Annotated in this window: 16 protein-coding genes; 9 read left to right on the top strand and 7 right to left on the bottom strand. The window is 71.7% G+C overall.

Features of this window, described 5'->3' with window-relative positions; translation table 11 throughout:
* The first annotated feature begins 294 nt into the window (after positions 1–294).
* Positions 295–1746, top strand: coding sequence for an NCS2 family permease (locus OIB37_RS17085; RefSeq protein ID WP_330458464.1), 1452 nt, complete (start codon positions 295–297; stop codon positions 1744–1746).
* A 28-nt stretch (positions 1747–1774) separates the two neighbouring features.
* Here the strand turns inward: OIB37_RS17085 and OIB37_RS17080 are convergent, their stop codons facing one another.
* Positions 1775–1957, bottom strand: coding sequence for a hypothetical protein (locus OIB37_RS17080; protein WP_054235178.1), 183 nt, complete (start codon positions 1955–1957; stop codon positions 1775–1777).
* A 153-nt stretch (positions 1958–2110) separates the two neighbouring features.
* On the opposite strand from OIB37_RS17080, the gene OIB37_RS17075 reads away from it, so the two are divergent.
* Together OIB37_RS17075 and OIB37_RS17070 are read left to right on the top strand one after the other, a co-directional pair.
* Positions 2111–2548, top strand: a complete 438-nt coding sequence (locus tag OIB37_RS17075) for a MarR family winged helix-turn-helix transcriptional regulator (protein ID WP_330458463.1) — start codon at positions 2111–2113, stop codon at positions 2546–2548.
* A gap of 101 nt (positions 2549–2649) precedes the next feature.
* Complete coding sequence (locus OIB37_RS17070; protein WP_443058164.1) at positions 2650–3939, top strand: MFS transporter; 1290 nt, start codon at positions 2650–2652, stop codon at positions 3937–3939.
* Positions 3940–4092: 153 nt separating this feature from the next.
* Here OIB37_RS17070 and OIB37_RS17065 read toward each other — a convergent pair whose 3' ends face one another.
* Positions 4093–4608 carry a GNAT family N-acetyltransferase gene (locus tag OIB37_RS17065; RefSeq protein WP_330458462.1) on the bottom strand — a complete coding sequence of 172 codons (516 nt, stop codon included), beginning with the start codon at positions 4606–4608 and terminating at the stop codon, positions 4093–4095.
* Between the two features lie 40 nt (positions 4609–4648).
* Here OIB37_RS17065 and thpR point away from each other — a divergent pair, with 40 nt between their 5' ends.
* Positions 4649–5221, top strand: coding sequence for an RNA 2',3'-cyclic phosphodiesterase (gene thpR / locus OIB37_RS17060; protein ID WP_330458461.1), 573 nt, complete (start codon positions 4649–4651; stop codon positions 5219–5221).
* Positions 5222–5501: 280 nt separating this feature from the next.
* Here the strand turns inward: thpR and OIB37_RS17055 are convergent, their stop codons facing one another.
* The gene (locus OIB37_RS17055; RefSeq protein WP_330458460.1) at positions 5502–6497 is read right to left on the bottom strand and encodes an aldo/keto reductase; all 996 of its coding nucleotides are present in this window, start codon (positions 6495–6497) and stop codon (positions 5502–5504) included.
* A 107-nt stretch (positions 6498–6604) separates the two neighbouring features.
* On the opposite strand from OIB37_RS17055, the gene OIB37_RS17050 reads away from it, so the two are divergent.
* Complete coding sequence (locus tag OIB37_RS17050) at positions 6605–7717, top strand: hypothetical protein (protein WP_330458459.1); 1113 nt, start codon at positions 6605–6607, stop codon at positions 7715–7717.
* Between the two features lie 36 nt (positions 7718–7753).
* Here the strand turns inward: OIB37_RS17050 and OIB37_RS17045 are convergent, their stop codons facing one another.
* Together OIB37_RS17045 and OIB37_RS17040 are read right to left on the bottom strand one after the other, a co-directional pair.
* Complete coding sequence (locus OIB37_RS17045) at positions 7754–8347, bottom strand: Uma2 family endonuclease (protein ID WP_330458458.1); 594 nt, start codon at positions 8345–8347, stop codon at positions 7754–7756.
* A gap of 88 nt (positions 8348–8435) precedes the next feature.
* A complete protein-coding gene (locus OIB37_RS17040) occupies positions 8436–9119 on the bottom strand; it encodes a GDSL-type esterase/lipase family protein (protein ID WP_330458457.1) in 684 nt (227 codons plus the stop codon).
* Between the two features lie 97 nt (positions 9120–9216).
* On the opposite strand from OIB37_RS17040, the gene OIB37_RS17035 reads away from it, so the two are divergent.
* Entirely contained in the window at positions 9217–10209 is a 993-nt protein-coding gene (locus OIB37_RS17035; protein ID WP_330458456.1) for a WD40 repeat domain-containing protein, read from the top strand.
* A 123-nt stretch (positions 10210–10332) separates the two neighbouring features.
* Here OIB37_RS17035 and serC read toward each other — a convergent pair whose 3' ends face one another.
* Positions 10333–11451: a phosphoserine transaminase gene (gene serC, locus OIB37_RS17030; RefSeq protein ID WP_330458455.1), complete on the bottom strand. Its 1119-nt coding sequence runs from the start codon at positions 11449–11451 to the stop codon at positions 10333–10335.
* A gap of 156 nt (positions 11452–11607) precedes the next feature.
* On the opposite strand from serC, the gene OIB37_RS17025 reads away from it, so the two are divergent.
* The 3 genes from OIB37_RS17025 to OIB37_RS17015 are packed head-to-tail and all read left to right on the top strand — an operon-like array spanning position 11608 to position 16641.
* A complete protein-coding gene (locus OIB37_RS17025) occupies positions 11608–14703 on the top strand; it encodes an FAD-binding and (Fe-S)-binding domain-containing protein (RefSeq protein ID WP_443058163.1) in 3096 nt (1031 codons plus the stop codon).
* The gene (locus OIB37_RS17020; RefSeq protein WP_330458454.1) at positions 14700–15485 is read left to right on the top strand and encodes a metallophosphoesterase family protein; all 786 of its coding nucleotides are present in this window, start codon (positions 14700–14702) and stop codon (positions 15483–15485) included. The genes OIB37_RS17025 and OIB37_RS17020 overlap by 4 nt, the downstream gene beginning before the upstream one ends.
* 34 nt (positions 15486–15519) lie before the next feature.
* Complete coding sequence (locus tag OIB37_RS17015; RefSeq protein WP_330458453.1) at positions 15520–16641, top strand: lipid II:glycine glycyltransferase FemX; 1122 nt, start codon at positions 15520–15522, stop codon at positions 16639–16641.
* Positions 16642–16669: 28 nt separating this feature from the next.
* On the opposite strand, the gene OIB37_RS17010 is transcribed toward OIB37_RS17015, so the two are convergent.
* On the bottom strand, positions 16670–16915 hold the full coding sequence (locus tag OIB37_RS17010; RefSeq protein WP_330458452.1) for a response regulator transcription factor: 246 nt from the start codon (positions 16913–16915) through the stop codon (positions 16670–16672).
* Positions 16916–16946: the final 31 nt, after the last annotated feature.

The following is a 16946-nucleotide window of genomic DNA, read 5'->3' as shown; positions in this document are numbered from 1 at the left end:
GGGGGACAGCTTACGAGGCCGTCGCGGCGGCATGGGAAGCGGACGGAGGCGGGGCGGGGGCGGCCAAGGGGCTGGGGCGGGTGTGGGCCAGGAGATGGGCCACGAGGTGGCGCGGAGGTGGGCCGGGAGGGTGATGGGAACCGGTTTCGCGCAGAAATCTACGCGCGGAGATAGCGATCTGGCCTTCATACGTTCATACTGAAACCGTTTGTCTGTGTCCACTTCCGCTCGTATGAAACTCCAAGAGAGACGCCGACCGGGCTCGGGGGAACCCTGCCGGCGATGAGGTCACGCATGTCCACCTCGGCACCCGCCAAGGTCCCCGCCCCCGAACAGCCGGGCGGTACGCCGTCGTTCGGCGCCCTGGACCGCTACTTCAGGATCACCGAGCGCGGCAGCACTGTCGCCCGGGAGGTCCGAGGTGGCTTCGCGACGTTCTTCGCGATGGCGTACATCATCGTGTTGAACCCGATCATCCTCAGTAGTGCCCATGACATGTACGGGCACCACCTCGACTACGGGCAGCTGGTCACGGCCACCGCGATCACCGCGGCCTTCACGACCCTGCTCATGGGCGTGATCGGCAACGTCCCGATCGCCCTGGCCGCGGGCCTCGGCGTGAACACGGTCGTCGCCCTCCAGCTCGCGCCGCGCATGTCCTGGCCGGACGCGATGGGCATGGTGGTCCTCGCCGGCATCGTCGTGATGCTGCTGGTGGCGACCGGCCTGCGTGAGCGCGTGATGAACGCCGTGCCCTACGGCCTGCGCAAGGCCATCGCCATCGGCATCGGCCTGTTCATCATGCTGATCGGCCTGGTGGACTCCGGCTTCATCACCCGCATCCCGGACGCCGCCCACACCACGGTCCCGCTCCAGCTCGGCAGCGACGGTCACCTCAACGGCTGGCCGGTCCTGGTCTTCGTCCTCGGCGTCCTGCTGACGCTGGCGCTGATCGTGCGCAAGGTCTCCGGCGCGATCCTGATCTCCATCGTGTCGATGACCGTCCTCGCGGTGATCATCAACGCGGTCGCCAAGGTGCCCTCCTGGGGCCTGACCACCCCGAAGTGGCCCGGCAACCCGGTCGCCACCCCGGACTTCGGCCTGATCGGCAAGGTCAGCCTGTTCGGCGGCTTCGGCAAGGTCGGCGTCCTGACCGGCATCCTGTTCGTCTTCACCGTCCTGCTGTCCACGTTCTTCGACGCCATGGGCACGATCATGGGCGTCAGCGACGAGGCGAAGCTGACCGACGCCCAGGGACAGATGCCCGGCATCAACAAGGTCCTCCTTGTCGACGGCATCGCCGTCGCGGCCGGCGGTGTCAGCTCCTCCTCGGCGAACACCTGCTTCGTGGAGTCCACGGCGGGCGTCGGCGAGGGTGCCCGTACGGGCCTCGCGAACGTCGTCACCGGCCTCCTGTTCGCCGTCGCGCTGTTCCTCACGCCGGTCGCCACCATGGTCCCGTCCCAGGCCGCCACCCCCGCGCTGATCGCGGTCGGCTTCCTGATCCTGGCCGGTTCGGTCAAGGAGATCGACTGGTCGGACTTCACCATCGCCATCCCGGCCTTCGTCACGATGGTGATGATGCCGTTCACGTACTCGATCACGAACGGCATCGGCATGGGCTTCCTCACCTTCGTGGCGATGCGCCTCGTGGCCGGCCGCGGGCGGGAGATCCCGGTGGCGATGTACGTCGTCGCGGCGGTCTTCGGCTTCTACTACCTGATGCCGGCCCTCGGCCTGACCTGACCGGCCCGGAGAGCCGTAAGGCGCGGGGTCACGTGACCCCGTAGAACTTCTCCGTCTCCTCGACGGCGGTCTGGAACCGCTCGTCGAAGTCGTCACGAATGAGCGTGCGGACCACATAGTCCTGCACGCTCATTCCTCTTTTCGCCGCGTGGTGCCGGAGCCTATCGAGCAGCTCCCCGTCTATCCGCAGGCTGAGCACACTGGTCCCCATGCGTACGAGGGTCGCCACATCCGGCCACCCTGCGGGTCGCTTTCCGGAACCGTCTCACTCGTACGGGTGACCAAAAGGTTCAGTGGTGCGCGTCACGGGCATCCGGGTGCCTCCGGTTGGTCTTTAGTCAGAGTAATGAGTTACGCTAAAGACATGTCGGACCTCACCCATGGCGACGATGTTGCCGCCGTGAACTCCCTCCGCTCCGCCGTGATGCGGCTGTCCCGTCGGCTCAAGCACCAGCGGGTCGACGAGTCGCTGAGCCCCACGGAGATGTCGGTGCTCGGCACCCTCTCCAACTGCGGGAGTGCCACGCCGGGCGAACTGGCGCGCAAGGAGCACGTCCAGCCGCCGTCGATGACCCGCATCGTCGCGCTGCTCGAGGCCAAGGGACTGGTCCGGCTCGAGCCGCACCCCGAGGACCGGCGCCAGAAGGTCGTCACCAGGACCGAGCAGGCCGAGGCGATGCTCCAGGAGAGCCGCCGCAAGCGCAACGCGTTCCTGGCCGGCCTGGTCGAGGGCCTCGACGACGACGAGTGGGCGAAACTCCGTGCCGCCGCCCCCGTGCTGGAGAAGCTGGCGCATCTGTAAGGCACCGCCACGAGGAGGCGACCCTTTTGAGTTCGGGATCCGGAATACCTTCCGCCCCCGCACCGATCACTACGACCCCACCCGTCCACCGCAGAACCTCGATGTTCGGCTCGCTGAAGGTCCGGAACTACCGCCTCTTCTTCATCGGCCAGGTCGTCTCCAACACGGGCACCTGGATGCAGCGCATCGCCCAGGACTGGCTCGTCCTCAGCCTCACCGGATCCTCCGCGGCCGTCGGCATCACGACGGCCCTGCAGTTCCTGCCGATGCTGCTGTTCGGCCTCTACGGCGGCGTCCTCGTCGACCGGCTGCCCAAGCGCCCCACGCTGCTGGTCACCCAGTCGGCCATGGCCCTCACCGGCCTCGCGCTCGCCGCCCTGACCCTCTCCGGACACGTCCAGGTCTGGCACGTCTACGTCGCCGCCTTCGCGGTCGGTCTCGCCACGGTCCTGGACAACCCGGCCCGGCAGTCCTTCGTCTCCGAGATGGTCGGCCCCGACCAGCTGCAGAACGCGGTCAGCCTGAACTCCGCGAACTTCCAGTCCGCCCGCCTCGTAGGCCCCGCCGTCGCCGGCCTCATGATCACCGGCGTGGGCACCGGCTGGGCGTTCCTGTTCAACGGCGTGTCCTTCGTCGCGCCCATCGGCGGCCTGCTGCTGATGCGCGCCCGCGAGCTGCACGCCGTCGAGCGCGCGCCACGCGGCAAGGGCCAGCTGCGCGAGGGCCTGCGGCACGTCGCCGGGCGCCCCGAGCTGGTCTGGCCGATCGTGCTCGTCGGGTTCATCGGCACCTTCGGCTTCAACTTCCCAGTGTGGCTGTCGGCCTACGCGGACGGCGTCTTCCACGCCGGCGCCGGCGCCTACAGCCTCTTCAACACCCTGATGGCCGTCGGCTCCCTCGGCGGCGCGCTGCTCGCCGCACGGCGCGGCACGGCCCGGCTCCGGGTGCTGATCGCCGCCGCGCTCGCCTTCGGCGTGCTGGAGACCGTGGCCTCGGTGGCACCGTCGTACTGGCTGTTCGCGCTCCTCATGGTGCCCATCGGCGTCTTCGGCCTCACGGTCAACGTCACCGCGAACACCGCCGTGCAGATGGCCACCGACCCGGCCATGCGCGGCCGGGTGATGTCCCTGTTCCTGATGGTCTTCATGGGCGGTACGCCGCTCGGCGCGCCGGTCGTCGGCTGGATCACCGACACCTACGGCCCCCGGGTCGGCTTCGCCTTCGGCGGCATCATCTCGGCCGTCGCGGCCGGCGTCATCGGCCTGATCCTGGCCCGCGTCGGCGACCTGCGGCTGTCGGTGGGCTGGCACCACGGGCACCCCCGGGTGCGGTTCGTCCCGCGCGAGCGGGCGCCCGAGCCGGAGCAGGAGCCGCTGGCCGCGGTGGCGTGACGGTCCGGGGTCTGGGCCTGCCGGGTCCGTCGGACAACGCCGACGGGCCCGGGCCGGCCCGATCCGGACGCGGCGCCCGGGCCCGGCGGCCCGCTACAGCACCCTCCGGCCCGCTACAGCACCCTCCGGACTGCTACGAACCCCGCCGGGCCGCTACAGCACCCGTCTGGCCAGTACCTGTCCCGGCCAGGCGTCCTCGCCGAAGGTGAAGGGCTCGGTCGGGATGAAGCCGTTGCCCTCGTAGAAGGCGACCAGTCTGCGGTCGTCGCCCGCGTAGCAGTCCACGCGCAGCAGGGAGATCCCGGCCCGGCGGGTCTCCCCGGCCGCGTGGGCGAGGAGCGCGGCACCGGCCCCGTGGCCCTTGAAGCGGCGGTCCGAGGCGAGCAGGTGGATGTACCGCTCGGGCTCGTCCGCGGGCTCCAGATAGGCGCCGGGCGCGTCGGTGAGGGTGAGTGTGGCGGCCGGAGCGCCGTCCACCTCGGCTATGTACACGGTGCCTTCGGCGGCGTACCGCTCGACCATCGCCACCGCGCGCGGGTTCTTCGACCAGGGTTCGGTCCCCCACTGACGGGTGCGGCCCTGTGAGACCAGCCACGCCACGGAGCTGTCGAGCATGCCGAGGATCAGGGGTACGTCCTCGCTGCCGCCTTCTCGAATGGTGATCGACATGGCCCCATCATGCCGGGCCCCCGTCTGCGAGGGTGAGCACATGAGACTCTTCGCCGCTGTCCTGCCGCCGGACACCGTCGCGGGTGAACTCGCCGCCGAGGTGGCCCGGTTGAAGCGGCTGCCCGGCGCGGACCGGCTGCGCTGGACCGGCCGTCCCGGCTGGCACTTCACCCTCGCCTTCTACGGCGAGGTGGCCGACGACCTCGTCCCCGGCCTGTCCGACCGCCTGTCCCGCGCGGCCGCCCGTACGGACCCCTTCACGCTCGCCGTCGCGGGAGGCGGCCAGTTCGGGCACGGCCGGGCCCTCTGGGCGGGCGCCTCCGGCGACCTGGAGACCCTGCGCCTGCTGGCCGGCCGCACCGAGGCGGCGGCCCGCAAGGCGGGCCTGCCGATGGAGGAGCACCGGCGCTACAAGGCCCACCTGACGCTGGCCCGCAGCCGGGACGCGGTGGACGTGCACCCCTACGTCACCGGCCTCGCCGAGTTCACCACCCGCACCTGGACGGTCGGCGACCTGGCCCTGGTCCGCAGCAACCTGCCCCGGTCCGGTGTGCCCGGCGAGCAGCCCCGCTACGAGGCGGTCGCCCACTGGGCACTGGGCGCGGCCGGTTAGGCTCCTTTACGTGGACCCGAAAACCCGGAACCGGATCATGGCCGGTGCGCTTGTGCTCATGCTGGTGGTCGTCGCAGTGGCGGCGGCCCTCAGGTAGGGCTCGGTCGGCAGGGCCCGGGGAACCGCGCGCGGCCGCCCGGCTGCGTGCCGGGGCGGCTGCCCGCGCGGTTCCCCGCGCCCCTTTCGGTGCGTCGTCCGCGCCCGTGACCAGCGGCGTCGTCCGCGCCCGTGATCGCCGGCGTCGTCCGCCCGTGACCACCAGTGGCGTCCGCGCCCGTGACTACCAGGCGAAGGCCTCCGGGGACGGACCCGGTCCCGGGAAGATCTCGTCCAGGGCGCCGAGCAGCTCCTCGCTCAGCTCCAGCTCCACGGCCCGCAGGGCGGACTCCAGCTGCGCGGCGGTGCGCGGGCCGACGATCGGGCCGGTCACGCCGGGCCGGGTCAGCAGCCACGCCAGGGCCACCTCGCCGGGCTCCAGACCGTGCTTGTCCAGCAGCTCCTCGTACGACTGGATCCGCGCGCGCTTCGCCGCGTCGGCCAGGAAGTCGGCGGCCCGTCCGGAGGCCCGGCGCCCGCCCTGTACCTCCTTCTTGATCACCCCGCCGAGCACGCCGCCGTGCAGCGGCGACCAGGGGATGACCCCGAGGCCGTAGTCCCGCGCGGCCGGGACGACCTCCATCTCGGCGCGGCGCTCGGCCAGGTTGTACAGGCACTGCTCGCTGACGAGGCCGATGGTGTTGCCGCGCCGGGCGGCGGTCTCGTTCGCCTGGGCGATCTTGTAGCCGGGGAAGTTGGAGGAGCCGGCGTACAGGATCTTGCCCTGCGTGACGAGGACGTCGACGGCCTGCCAGATCTCGTCGAAGGGGGTGTTCCGGTCGATGTGGTGGAACTGGTAGACGTCGATGTAGTCGGTCTGCAGCCGCTTCAGGCTGGCGTCCACGGCCCGCCGGATGTTCAGCGCGGAGAGTTTGTCGAAGTTGGGCCAGACGTTGTCGTTGTCGGCGCCCATGTTGGCGTACATCTTGGTGGCCAGCACGGTCTTCTCGCGCCGGTCGCCGCCCTTGGCGAACCAGTTCCCGATGATCTTCTCGGTGCGGCCCTTGTTCTCACCCCACCCGTACACGTTGGCGGTGTCGAAGAAGTTGATGCCCGCGTCCAGCGCCGCGTCCATGATCGCGTGACTGTCGGCCTCGTCCGTCTGCGGGCCGAAGTTCATGGTGCCGAGAACGAGGCGGCTGACCTTGAGTCCGGTGCGTCCTAGCTGCGTGTACTTCATGAGTACTCAGCCAACGTCTTGGAGTGCGCTCAAGGCAAGCGTGTCGGGGGAGTTGTCGGAGGCGGACCGTAGGGTGCGGACAGTTCCAGAACCTCAGGGAGACCCGCGTGTCCGTTCGTGCCCGGCTCTGTGCCACCGTTCCCGCTCCCCTGCCGCCGGGGAAGGGGGACGTCCCGGAGCTGTGCGGCCTGCCGGGGCGCCGGCTGCTCGTCCAGCGTGGCGACGACGTGCTCGTGGTCCAGCCGCTGGACGACGACTTCACTCCGGCGGGCGAGCGCGTGCGGGTACCCGCGCCCTGGCCCCGTCGGCGCGGGGAGTGGGCGGTGGCGCCGGACGCGGGTCTGGCCGTGTTCGCAGGGGTCCACGCGGTGCGCGCGGTGGAGCCGTCGGGCGCGACGCGCTGGGAGGTCCGGCACGGCTGCTGGTACGGCGCCTGCCGGGAGATGCACACGTCCTACGACGAGTACGCCGACCGTGACGACCACCGCCACCCCAAGCGCGGATCGGCCGGGTTCTCGGCCGACGGGAAGTTCGTCTGGGCGCATGTGCGCGGCCCGCTGCCCACGGGCGAGCTGAGCCCGCAGGCGCACGACGAGTGGCTGCTGCTGGACGCCGGTGACGGCCGGGTGCTGGCCCGGGCCGACGCCCGGTCCGCGGCGGAGGGCAGCTTCCATCTGCCGCATCCCGCCGACCCGGCCCGGATGTGGCTGACCATCGGCGAGGGCCAGGACGGCTCCCCGCTGCGCGGCGGCCGCTGGGACGGGCAGGCGCTGGCCGTCGAGTACGTGGACGGTGACCTCGCCCTGATGAGTGTGAGCCCGTCGGGCGAGCGGCTGATGACCGTGACCCACGACCAGGACGCACTGGCCGTGAGCGACGGCCGCGGCCTGGTCCTGGACGGCCTGGAGTGGGACGCCCACGCTGTCGTCCCCCTGCATCCCGAAGCCGAGCCCGACAACGACGAGGCGGGGGCGTTCTGGGACTGGGCGGGCGGCTTCCTCGACGAGACGACCCTGATCTGCTCGACCGTCGAGAGCGACGAGGAGTGGGGCGAGGGCCGGCACTGGGTCGTCGACACCTCGGGCGGCGCCGCGGGTACGCCCGTGCGGGTCGACTACCCGGTCCCGGTCGGCACCCAGGCCGCCGTCGCCCTGGGCGACGGCCACTGGTGCACGCCGACCGAGTCGGGCGACGCGCTGCTGGTGTGGGCGCTGAACTAGGGGGTGTCTCTTCCAGTACCGGGGAGCCGGCCTGGGTCAGTCCCGGGGGAAGGCGTCGGTCTTGAGGACGAGGTCGACCACCGTGCCGGTCAGGTCGATGTCGGTGCCGAAGTCCACCGGCGTCCGGTTCTCGTAGTCGCCTTCCTTGGGGTCGGTGTAGACGAAGCACCGTCCCTGGTAGGGGTCGGCGACGACGTAGACCGGGACTTCGGCGACGGCGTAGGCGGTCTTCTTCGGGCCGTAGTCGTTGGGTGCGGTGCCCTTGGAGACGACCTCGGCGACGAACTCGACGTCCTGGTGACGCCAGTGGCCCTTGTCGTCCTTCTTCGCCGAGTCCTTGAGCATGGCGATGTCCGGGCAGAAGCCGTTCTGGTAGCCAGGGAAGTCGATCCGGACGTCCGAGAACACTTTGACGTCCATCCCGAACCGGTCCTCCAGCGCCCGGGTGATGCGGCGGATGATTCCCCAGTGCGTTTCCCGCTGCGGCGTCATGTAGACGTAGCCCCCGACGATCTCGACCCTGAATCCTTCGGGGACGGGCATCCGCTCGAGGCGCTTGAACCACTCGTCCAAACGCTCGGTGTTGGCGTCGGCGTCGGCCATCGCGATCCTGTCTTCGAGGACGGTCATCGTGGCGCTCCTCCCCGGCCGCTCCATGGACAGGTGCGGCCGCGTGGTTCAACGATACGAACCGTGACCGGGAGACGCCGGAATCCGGTCAGTTCGGTTCGGCCTCGTACGGCTGTCCGATGCCCCACGCCTCGTACATCGCGTCCGCGAACGCCCTCGCGATCCGGTGCTCCCCGCTCGCGTTGGGGTGTGTGCCGTCGTAGGTGTCGTGGTGGATGTCGTACGACTCGGGCGGCGAGGCCAGCAGGATCGGCGAGCGGGGCTCGTCCAGGTCGGCCGCCGCCTTGGCGAGCAGGACGTTGAAGAGGGACACCTGCTCGGCGAAGGACTCGTCCTCCTCGGCCCGGCTGTTCGGGATCACCGGCAGCAGGACCACCCGGACACGCGGTCCGGCCGCGCGGGCGGCGGCGATGAAGGCGCGTACGTTCTCCGCCGTCTGCTCGGCGTTGGTGTAGAAGCCCAGGTCGATCAGGCCGAGGGAGACCAGCAGGACGTCGGCCCGGTGCTCCCGTACCGCGTCGCCGATCAGCGGTGCCATGTGCAGCCAGCCCTCGCCCCAGCCGGCCAGGTGCGCCAAGGGGAAGGCGGGGTCGGCGTACTCGTAGGACGTCGGGGTTTCCGTCGCCTTGTCGTACAGCGTCTCGCGCGGGCCGACGATCCGGAACGGGCCGTCGTATGTCGCGCGCAGGTGCTGCCACATCCGGTAGCGCCAGGTGTGTTCACCCGCGCTTCCGATCGTCATGGAGTCACCGACGGGCATGAACCTGAGCATCCGCTCATGATGGACGATCGCCGCTACGGGTGGGGTACGCGGGGCTGTGAAGCCCACCACGCGCACGCGCCCCCGGCGGGGATGGCACGCTTGGGGCATGCGCCGACCGTTCGCCCTGCTCGCCGGGGTCCTGCTCGCGGGGGCCTGCGCGCTGCCCGCCTCCGCCGCCGACGGCGGCCGTGCCGGTGACCAGGGATTCACCATCAAGGACCCCAGGATCACCGAGTCCAGCGGCCTGGCCGCCTCCCACCTGCATCCCGGCGTCTACTGGACCCACAACGACAGTGACGACGGGCCCTACATCTACGCCGTCGACAGCCGGACGGGGAAGACCGTCGCCACCGTGACCCTGCGCGGCATCGGCTCCCCGCGCGACGTCGAGGCCATCTCCATCGGGCCGGACAACCAGATCTACGTCGGCGACATCGGCGACAACCTCGGCGGCAAGTGGCCGTACGTGTGGATCTACCGGCTGCCCGAGCCGAAGGTGCTCGAGGACCTGACGGTCACGGCCACGCAGTACGTCGTCAAGTACTCCGACGGCCCGCGCAACGCCGAGTCGATGGTCGTCGACCCGAAGACCGGGCGCGTGTACATCATCGACAAGAACGAGGACGGCGGGCACCTGTTCGAGGGTCCCGCTCGTCTCTCCCCCTCCGGTGCGAACATCTTCCGTCCCGTCGCCACCGTCGACCTCTGGGCCACCGACGCCGCCCTCTCGCCGAACGGCCGACAGCTCGCCGTACGCGGCTACTTCGGCGGCATCTCCTACGACTGGAACGGCGGCGAGATCAAGCGGAAGGGGCGACTGGACGTGCCTCTGCAGGGGCAGGGGGAGTCCGTCTCCTACACCGCCGACGGGACCAGGCTGATGTTCGGCAGCGAGGGAGCGAACAGCGCGGTGCAGGCGCAGGACGCGCCGGAAGGCGCCGCCTCCGCGTCCAAGTCGCCGTCTGCTGCGGGCGGTTCGGCGTCCGGTGGCGGTGACGGCTTGGGCAGCGGCGGGAATCTCAGGACAGGTGCCGTCGTCGTCGCCGTCGGGGCCGCGGTCCTGTTCGGGCTGCGGCGGATGCGGCGGCGCAAGGCTTGAGTTGTGGCGGCGTAGAGGCTGAGTCGCGGCGGCACAAGGGCTGAGTGCCCCACGCTGTAAGCCCTTTGACGAGGAGAGGGCGCCCGGTGTGGCACGGGCGCCCTCGTGTCCGTCAGTGAGAGGTCAGAGCTTCTCGATCACGTAGTCGACGCACTTCGTCAGCGCCTCGACGTCCGCCGGGTCGATCGCCGGGAACATCGCGACGCGCAGCTGGTTGCGGCCGAGCTTGCGGTACGGCTCGGTGTCGACGATGCCGTTGGCGCGCAGCACCTTGGCGACGGCGGCCGCGTCGATCTCGTCGGCGAAGTCGATCGTGCCGATGACCTGCGAGCGCTTGGCCGGGTCGGTGACGAACGGCGTCGCGTACTTGGACTCCTCGGCCCAGGTGTACAGGCGGCCGGAGGAGTCCTTGGTGCGGCCCGTCGCGAAGTCCAGACCGCCCTGGCCGTTGATCCACTCCAGCTGCTGGTTCAGCAGGAAGAGGGTGGCGAGGGCAGGGGTGTTGTACGTCTGGTTCTTGCGGGAGTTGTCGATCGCCGTGGGGAGCGAGAAGAACTCCGGGATGTGCCGGCCGGACGCGTGGACGCGCTCGGCGCGCTCGATCGCGGCCGGGGAGAAGACGCCGATCCACAGGCCGCCGTCGGAGGCGAAGGACTTCTGCGGAGCGAAGTAGTAGACGTCGGTCTCGGCGATGTCGACCGGGAGGCCGCCCGCGCCGGAGGTGGCGTCCACGAGCACCAGCGCGCCCTCGTCGGCACCGGCCACGCGCCGGATCGGCATGGCGACACCGGTGGAGGTCTCGTTGTGGGTGAGGGCGTAGACGTCGACGCCCGCCTCGGCGCGCGCCTCGGGGTGGGTGCCGGGGTCGGAGGCGACGACGCTGGGCTCCGCCAGCCAGGGCGCGAGCTTCGCGGCCTTGGCGAACTTGGAGGAGAACTCGCCGAAGTTGAGGTGCTGGGACCTGTTCTCGATCAGGCCGGCCGTGGCGACGTCCCAGAACGCGGTGGAGCCGCCGTTGCCGAGGATCACCTCGTAGCCGTCGGGGAGGGAGAACAGGGAGCTGATGCCTTCGCGGACCTGGCCCACCAGGTTCTTGACCGGGGCCTGCCGGTGGGAGGTGCCGAGCAGGGAACTTCCGGTGGCGGCGAGCGCCTGAAGTGCCTCGGTGCGCACCTTGGAGGGGCCCGCGCCGAAGCGTCCGTCGGCGGGCTTGATGTCAGCGGGGATCTCGATGTCGGCCACGAGTCGGAGCGTATCGGGTGTGCGAAACCGGACGAAGCCGTGTCCGTCGGATGAGACGAGATCGCCGAGGCCTGGACTTGTCAGGTCGTACGACGAATCCGGTGGACCTGTGGACAACTCCGGGTGACGGTGCGTGATCGGATGCATGCTGGACGCATGACGGATCACTCGGGGTTCGAAGCGGCTCGCAGGGGGCCGGAAGACCGTCCGGGGCCTGTGGCTCGTGCGGCGCTGGAAGCGGAGTTGCGGGCGGCCGTCCGGGGCGACGTCGGCTTCGATGTCACCGCCCGGGCACTCGTGACGATGGACGCGTCCAACTACCGGCGGGTCCCGGTGGGGGTGGTGGCCCCGAGGGACGCCGACGACGTCGCGGCGGTGCTGGAGGTGTGCCGGGCGCGCGGGGTGCCGGTGGTGGCGCGCGGCGGCGGTACGTCGATCGCCGGACAGGCGACCGGCACGGGGGTGGTACTGGATTTCACGCGGCACATGAACCGCCTGCTGGAGCTGGACCCGGGCACCCGCACGGCCGTGGTCCAGCCCGGTCTGGTCCTCGACCGGCTGCAGGACGCGGCCGCCCCGCACGGCCTGCGCTTCGGGCCCGATCCGGCCACGCACAGCCGCTGCACGCTCGGCGGGATGATCGGCAACAACTCCTGCGGCGCCCACTCGGTCGCCTGGGGGACCACCGCGGACAGTGTGCGCGAGCTGTCCGTGCTCACCGCGCGCGGGCAGCGACTGCGACCGGGCCGCGACTGGTCCGGCGCGCCGGACGGACTGCGCGGGCTGGTCGAGGGCGAACTGACGCGGCTGCGCACGGGCTTCCCCGACCTGCCCCGCCGCATCTCCGGGTACGCGCTGGACGCCCTGCTCCCCGAGCGGGGAGCCGACGTCGCCCGCTCCTTCTGCGGCTCGGAGGGCACCCTCGGCCTGCTCACGGAAGCGGTCGTCGGCCTGGTGGAAGACCCCCGTGCGCGTGCGCTGGCCGTGCTGGGGTACGCCGACGAGAGCGCCGCCGCCGAGGCCGCCGCGGGGCTGCTGCCGCTGCGGCCGCTGACGGTGGAGGGCATGGCGGCGGACCTGGTGCGCACACCGGCGGGACTGCCCAGGGGCGGAGCCTGGCTGTTCGTGGAGACCGGCGGGGAGTCGTCCGCGGAGGCACGCGCGCGTGCGGAGGCGGTCGTCCGCGCGGCCGACGTGCTGGACGCGGTCGTGGTGACGGACCCGGCCGGCCGGCGGGCCCTGTGGCAGGTCCGCGAGGACGCGAGCGGTACGGCCACCCGCATGCCGAACGGCTCGGAGGCCTGGCCCGGCTGGGAGGACTGCGCGGTGCCGCCCGCCCGACTCGGCGCCTACCTGCGGGACTTCCGCGCCCTGCTCGCCGCCCACGGCCTGCGCGGCACACCGTACGGCCACTTCGGGGACGGCTGCATCCACGTCCGCATCGACTTCGACCTGCTCACCGAGGAGGGCATCCGCCGCTTCCGCCGCTTCTCCGGCGAGCTGGCCGACCTGGTCGTCGCCCACGGCGGCTCGCTCTCCGGGGAGCACGGCGACGGGCAGGCCCGCGCGGAACTGCTGCCGCGCATGTACGGCGAGGAGACGGTCGCCCTCTTCGAACGGGTCAAGGCGCTCTGGGACCCCGACGACCTGCTCAACCCCGGCATGCTGGTCCGCCCGGCACCGCTGGACACGAACCTGCGCTTCGCGGTCCTGCCCCGCCGCCCGGTGGACGTGGCCTTCGGTTACCCGGCCGACGGCGGCGACTTCCGCGCGGCCGTCCGCCGCTGCGTCGGCGTCGCCAAGTGCCGTACGACGTCCGTCGCCGGGCCCGCCGTCATGTGCCCCTCCTTCCGGGCGACCGGCGAGGAGCAGCACTCCACCCGCGGCCGTGCCCGCCTGCTGCACGAGATGCTCGCGGGTGAACTCGTCACCGACGGCTGGCGCTCCCCCGAGGTACGCGACGCGCTGGACCTCTGCCTGTCCTGCAAGGGCTGCCGCTCGGACTGCCCGGTCGGCGTCGACATGGCCACCTACAAGGCGGAGTTCCTCCACCACCACTACGCGGGCCGCCTCCGCCCGGCCGCCCACTACAGCATGGGCTCGCTGCCCGTGTGGCTGCGCCGGGTCTCCCGCACACGCACGGCTCCGCTGCTCAACGCCCTCGCTTCGATGCGGCCGTTGGCGGCGCTGGGCAAGCGGCTGGGCGGGATCGCGGCCGAGCGGGAGATCCCGAGGATCGCCGGGGAGACCTTCAGCCGGTGGTGGCGCGCGAGAGGACGACGGGGGCCGCGGGAGGGCGGCGCCACCGGGGACCTCGTCGTGCTGTGGCCGGACACCTTCACCGAGCACCTGTCGCCGTCCGTCGGCCGCGCCGCCGTCCGCGTGCTGGAGGCGGCCGGGCTGCGGGTGGCCCTCCCGCCGACGCTGCGGCCACGCGGAGGCCCGGTCGGGGACGGCAGGTCGAGAGCGGCGACCGCGCTGCTCAAGGCCCGCCGGGACCAGGTCTGCTGCGGCCTGACCTACATCTCCACCGGGCGGCTCGACCAGGCCCGCGCGGTCCTGCGCCGCACGCTCGACCTGATGGAACCGGTGCTGGCGGCCCAGGTCCCGGTCGTCGTCCTGGAGCCGAGCTGTGCGGCGGCTCTCCGCTCCGACCTGCCCGAGCTGCTTCCCGGCGATCCGCGCGCGGCCCGGCTCGCCGCGGCGGTCCTCACCTTCGCGGAGGCCCTGGAACAGCTCGCGCCCCAGTGGACACCGCCGGCCGTGAACCGTCCGGTGGCCGGGCAGACCCACTGCCATCAGCACGCGGTCCTCGGCGACAGCGCCGACCGCGGGCTCCGCGAGTCCGCCGGCCTGACCGGCGAACTGAGCGGCGGCTGCTGCGGCCTCGCGGGCAACTTCGGTTTCGAGAAAGGACACTTCGAGGTGTCCAGGGCCTGCGCGGAGGAACAACTGCTGCCCTCCGTGAGGGCCGCGTCCCCGGAGACGGTGGTCCTGGCGGACGGCTTCTCCTGCCGCACCCAGCTGGAGCAACTGGCCGGGGTGCGCGGGCGGCATCTGGCGGAGGTACTGGCGGAGGCGTTGGGGGAGGCGTCGGGGGAGAGAGCGGAGACGGAGCTGGGGGAGCCCAGGGAGCCGGGGGAGCCGGGAGAGACAGGGGAGCCGGGAGAGACAGGGGAGCCGGGAGAGACAGGGGAGACAGGAGAGACAGGGGAGACAGGGGAGACAGGGGAGACAGGGGTGGTGAAGTGAGCGAGGACCACGAGGCCGGCGAGGAATACGGAAGTCTGGCCGTCCTCTCCGACATCCACGGGGTGCTGCCGGCCCTGGAGGCGGTACTGGCGGAGCCCGGGGTGGCCGCCGCCGACCGGATCGTCCTCACCGGCGACATCGCGGCGGGCCCGCAGCCCGCGGAGGTGCTGGACCTGCTGACCGGGCTCGGCGAGCGGGTCGTGTGGATCGGCGGGAACGCGGACCGGGAGCTGGTGGAGTACCGGCGCGGGGAGCGCGCGGAGATCCCGGACCCCATCGGTCCGTTCGCCGCGCGGGCGCTGCGCGCGGACCAGGTGGACCTTCTCGCCGCCCTGCCCAGGACCCGCACCCTGCGTGTCCGCGGCCTGGGCGAGGTGCTGTTCTGCCATGCCACCCCGCGCGACGACGAGGAGGTGGTCCTGGTCGACTCCCGCCCGGCCCGCTGGGCCGAGGTCCTCGCCGGGGTGGCCCCCGGTGTCGGCACCGTCGTCTGCGGCCACACCCACATGCCGTACGCGCGTCTGGCGCAGGGCCGGCTGGTGGTCAACCCGGGCAGTGTCGGCATGCCCTACGGCCGCCCCGGCGCCCACTGGTGCCTCCTCGGCCCCGGTGCCGACCTGCGCGTGACGCCGTACGACATCCCGGCGGCGCTCGCGCGCCTCACCGCAGGGTGCGCCTACCCGGACATCGCGGAGTGGGCCGACTACTTCCTGCACGCCCGGGCGACGGACACGGAGGTACTGGCGGCATGGGGGCCGAGAGACGGGAGGAGAACTCCCTAGGGTGACGAGGAAGCGACCTCGAAGGAGTACGCGCATGACCCTGACCCTGCGGCCCATCACCCGCGCCGAGCACCTGGCCTTCGTGGCCGGTCTGCCGTCCGTCAGTCATATGCAGCTGCCGTCGTGGGGGGACGTGAAGCCCGACTGGCGGTCGGAGAGCCTGGGGTGGTTCGAGGCGGACGGCCGGCTCGTCGGGGCGGGACTCGTCCTGCTGCGGCCGCTGCCCAAGGTGAAGCGGTACCTGGCCTATCTGCCGGAGGGCCCGGTCATCGACTGGCACGCGCCCGACCTGGAGCGCTGGCTCGACCCGCTGCTCGCCCACCTCGGGAGCCGGGGTGCGTTCTCGGTGAAGATGGGGCCGCCCGTGGTCGTACGGCGGTGGAGTCCCGAGGCGGTCAAGACGGCGATCGCCGCTCCGGAGGCGCGCAGGCTGCGGGACGCCGAGGCGACGTCGCACGAGCCGCGCGCGAAGGAACTCGCCGAGCGGCTGCGCGGCATGGGCTGGCGGCAGACCGAGCCCGGCGGCGAGGAGGGCTTCGCGGCCGGACAGCCCCGGTACGTGAGCCAGGTCCCGTTCGCCGGGCGCTCGCTGGAGGACGTGCACCGCGGCCTCAACCAGCAGTGGCGGCGCAACATCAAGAAGGCCGAGAAGGCGGGCGTCACCATCGAGCGCGGAGGCTACGACGACCTGCCGGTCTTCTACGGCCTCTACACCGAGACCGCCGAGCGCGACCGGTTCATCCCCCGCCCGCTGCCGTACTTCCAGCGCATGTGGACGGCGCTGGCCGCCGAGCACCCGGACCGGATGCGCCTGTACCTCGCCCGTCACGAGGGGGAGGTCCTGGCCGCGGCGACCATGCTGATCGTCGGCGGCCACGTCTGGTACTCCTACGGCGCCTCCACCAGCCGCAGACGCGAGGTCCAGCCCAACAACGCCATGCAGTGGCGGATGATGGCCGACGCCCACGAACTCGGCGCCCACGTCTACGACTTCCGGGGTATCACCGACACTCTGGAGGACTCCGACCACCTGCTCGGGCTGCTCCGCTTCAAGGTGGGCGCGGGCGGAGAGGCGGTGGAGTACCTCGGCGAGTGGGACTTCCCGTTGAACCGCCTGCTGTCCAAGGCGTTCGACGTCTACATGTCCCGCCGCTGAGCCCGGTGTGCCCACGGGCCCCGCGGCCTCACCGGGACGGGGCGGCCGCGGACACCCCGTGGACCTGGCAGGCGAGCACCGCCAGCTGGACCTGGTTGGTCGCCCCGGTCTTGGCCCGGATGCGCCGCATGTAGGTGTCCACGGTGTGCCGGCTCAGCTGGAGCCGGCGGGCGATGGCCGCGTAGCCGGCACCCTGGACGAGCAGTTCCAGGATCTGCAGCTCCCGGGGGCTGAACACCGTTTCGGCGGGGGCGTCGACGATGGCGTGGGACATCGGTGCATCTCCTTGGCGTAGGGCCTGCGGG

The organism is Streptomyces sp. NBC_00820, from assembly GCF_036347055.1.
Taxonomy (GTDB): Bacteria; Actinomycetota; Actinomycetes; order Streptomycetales; family Streptomycetaceae; genus Streptomyces.
This window is presented reverse-complemented; position numbering and strand designations above follow the sequence as displayed.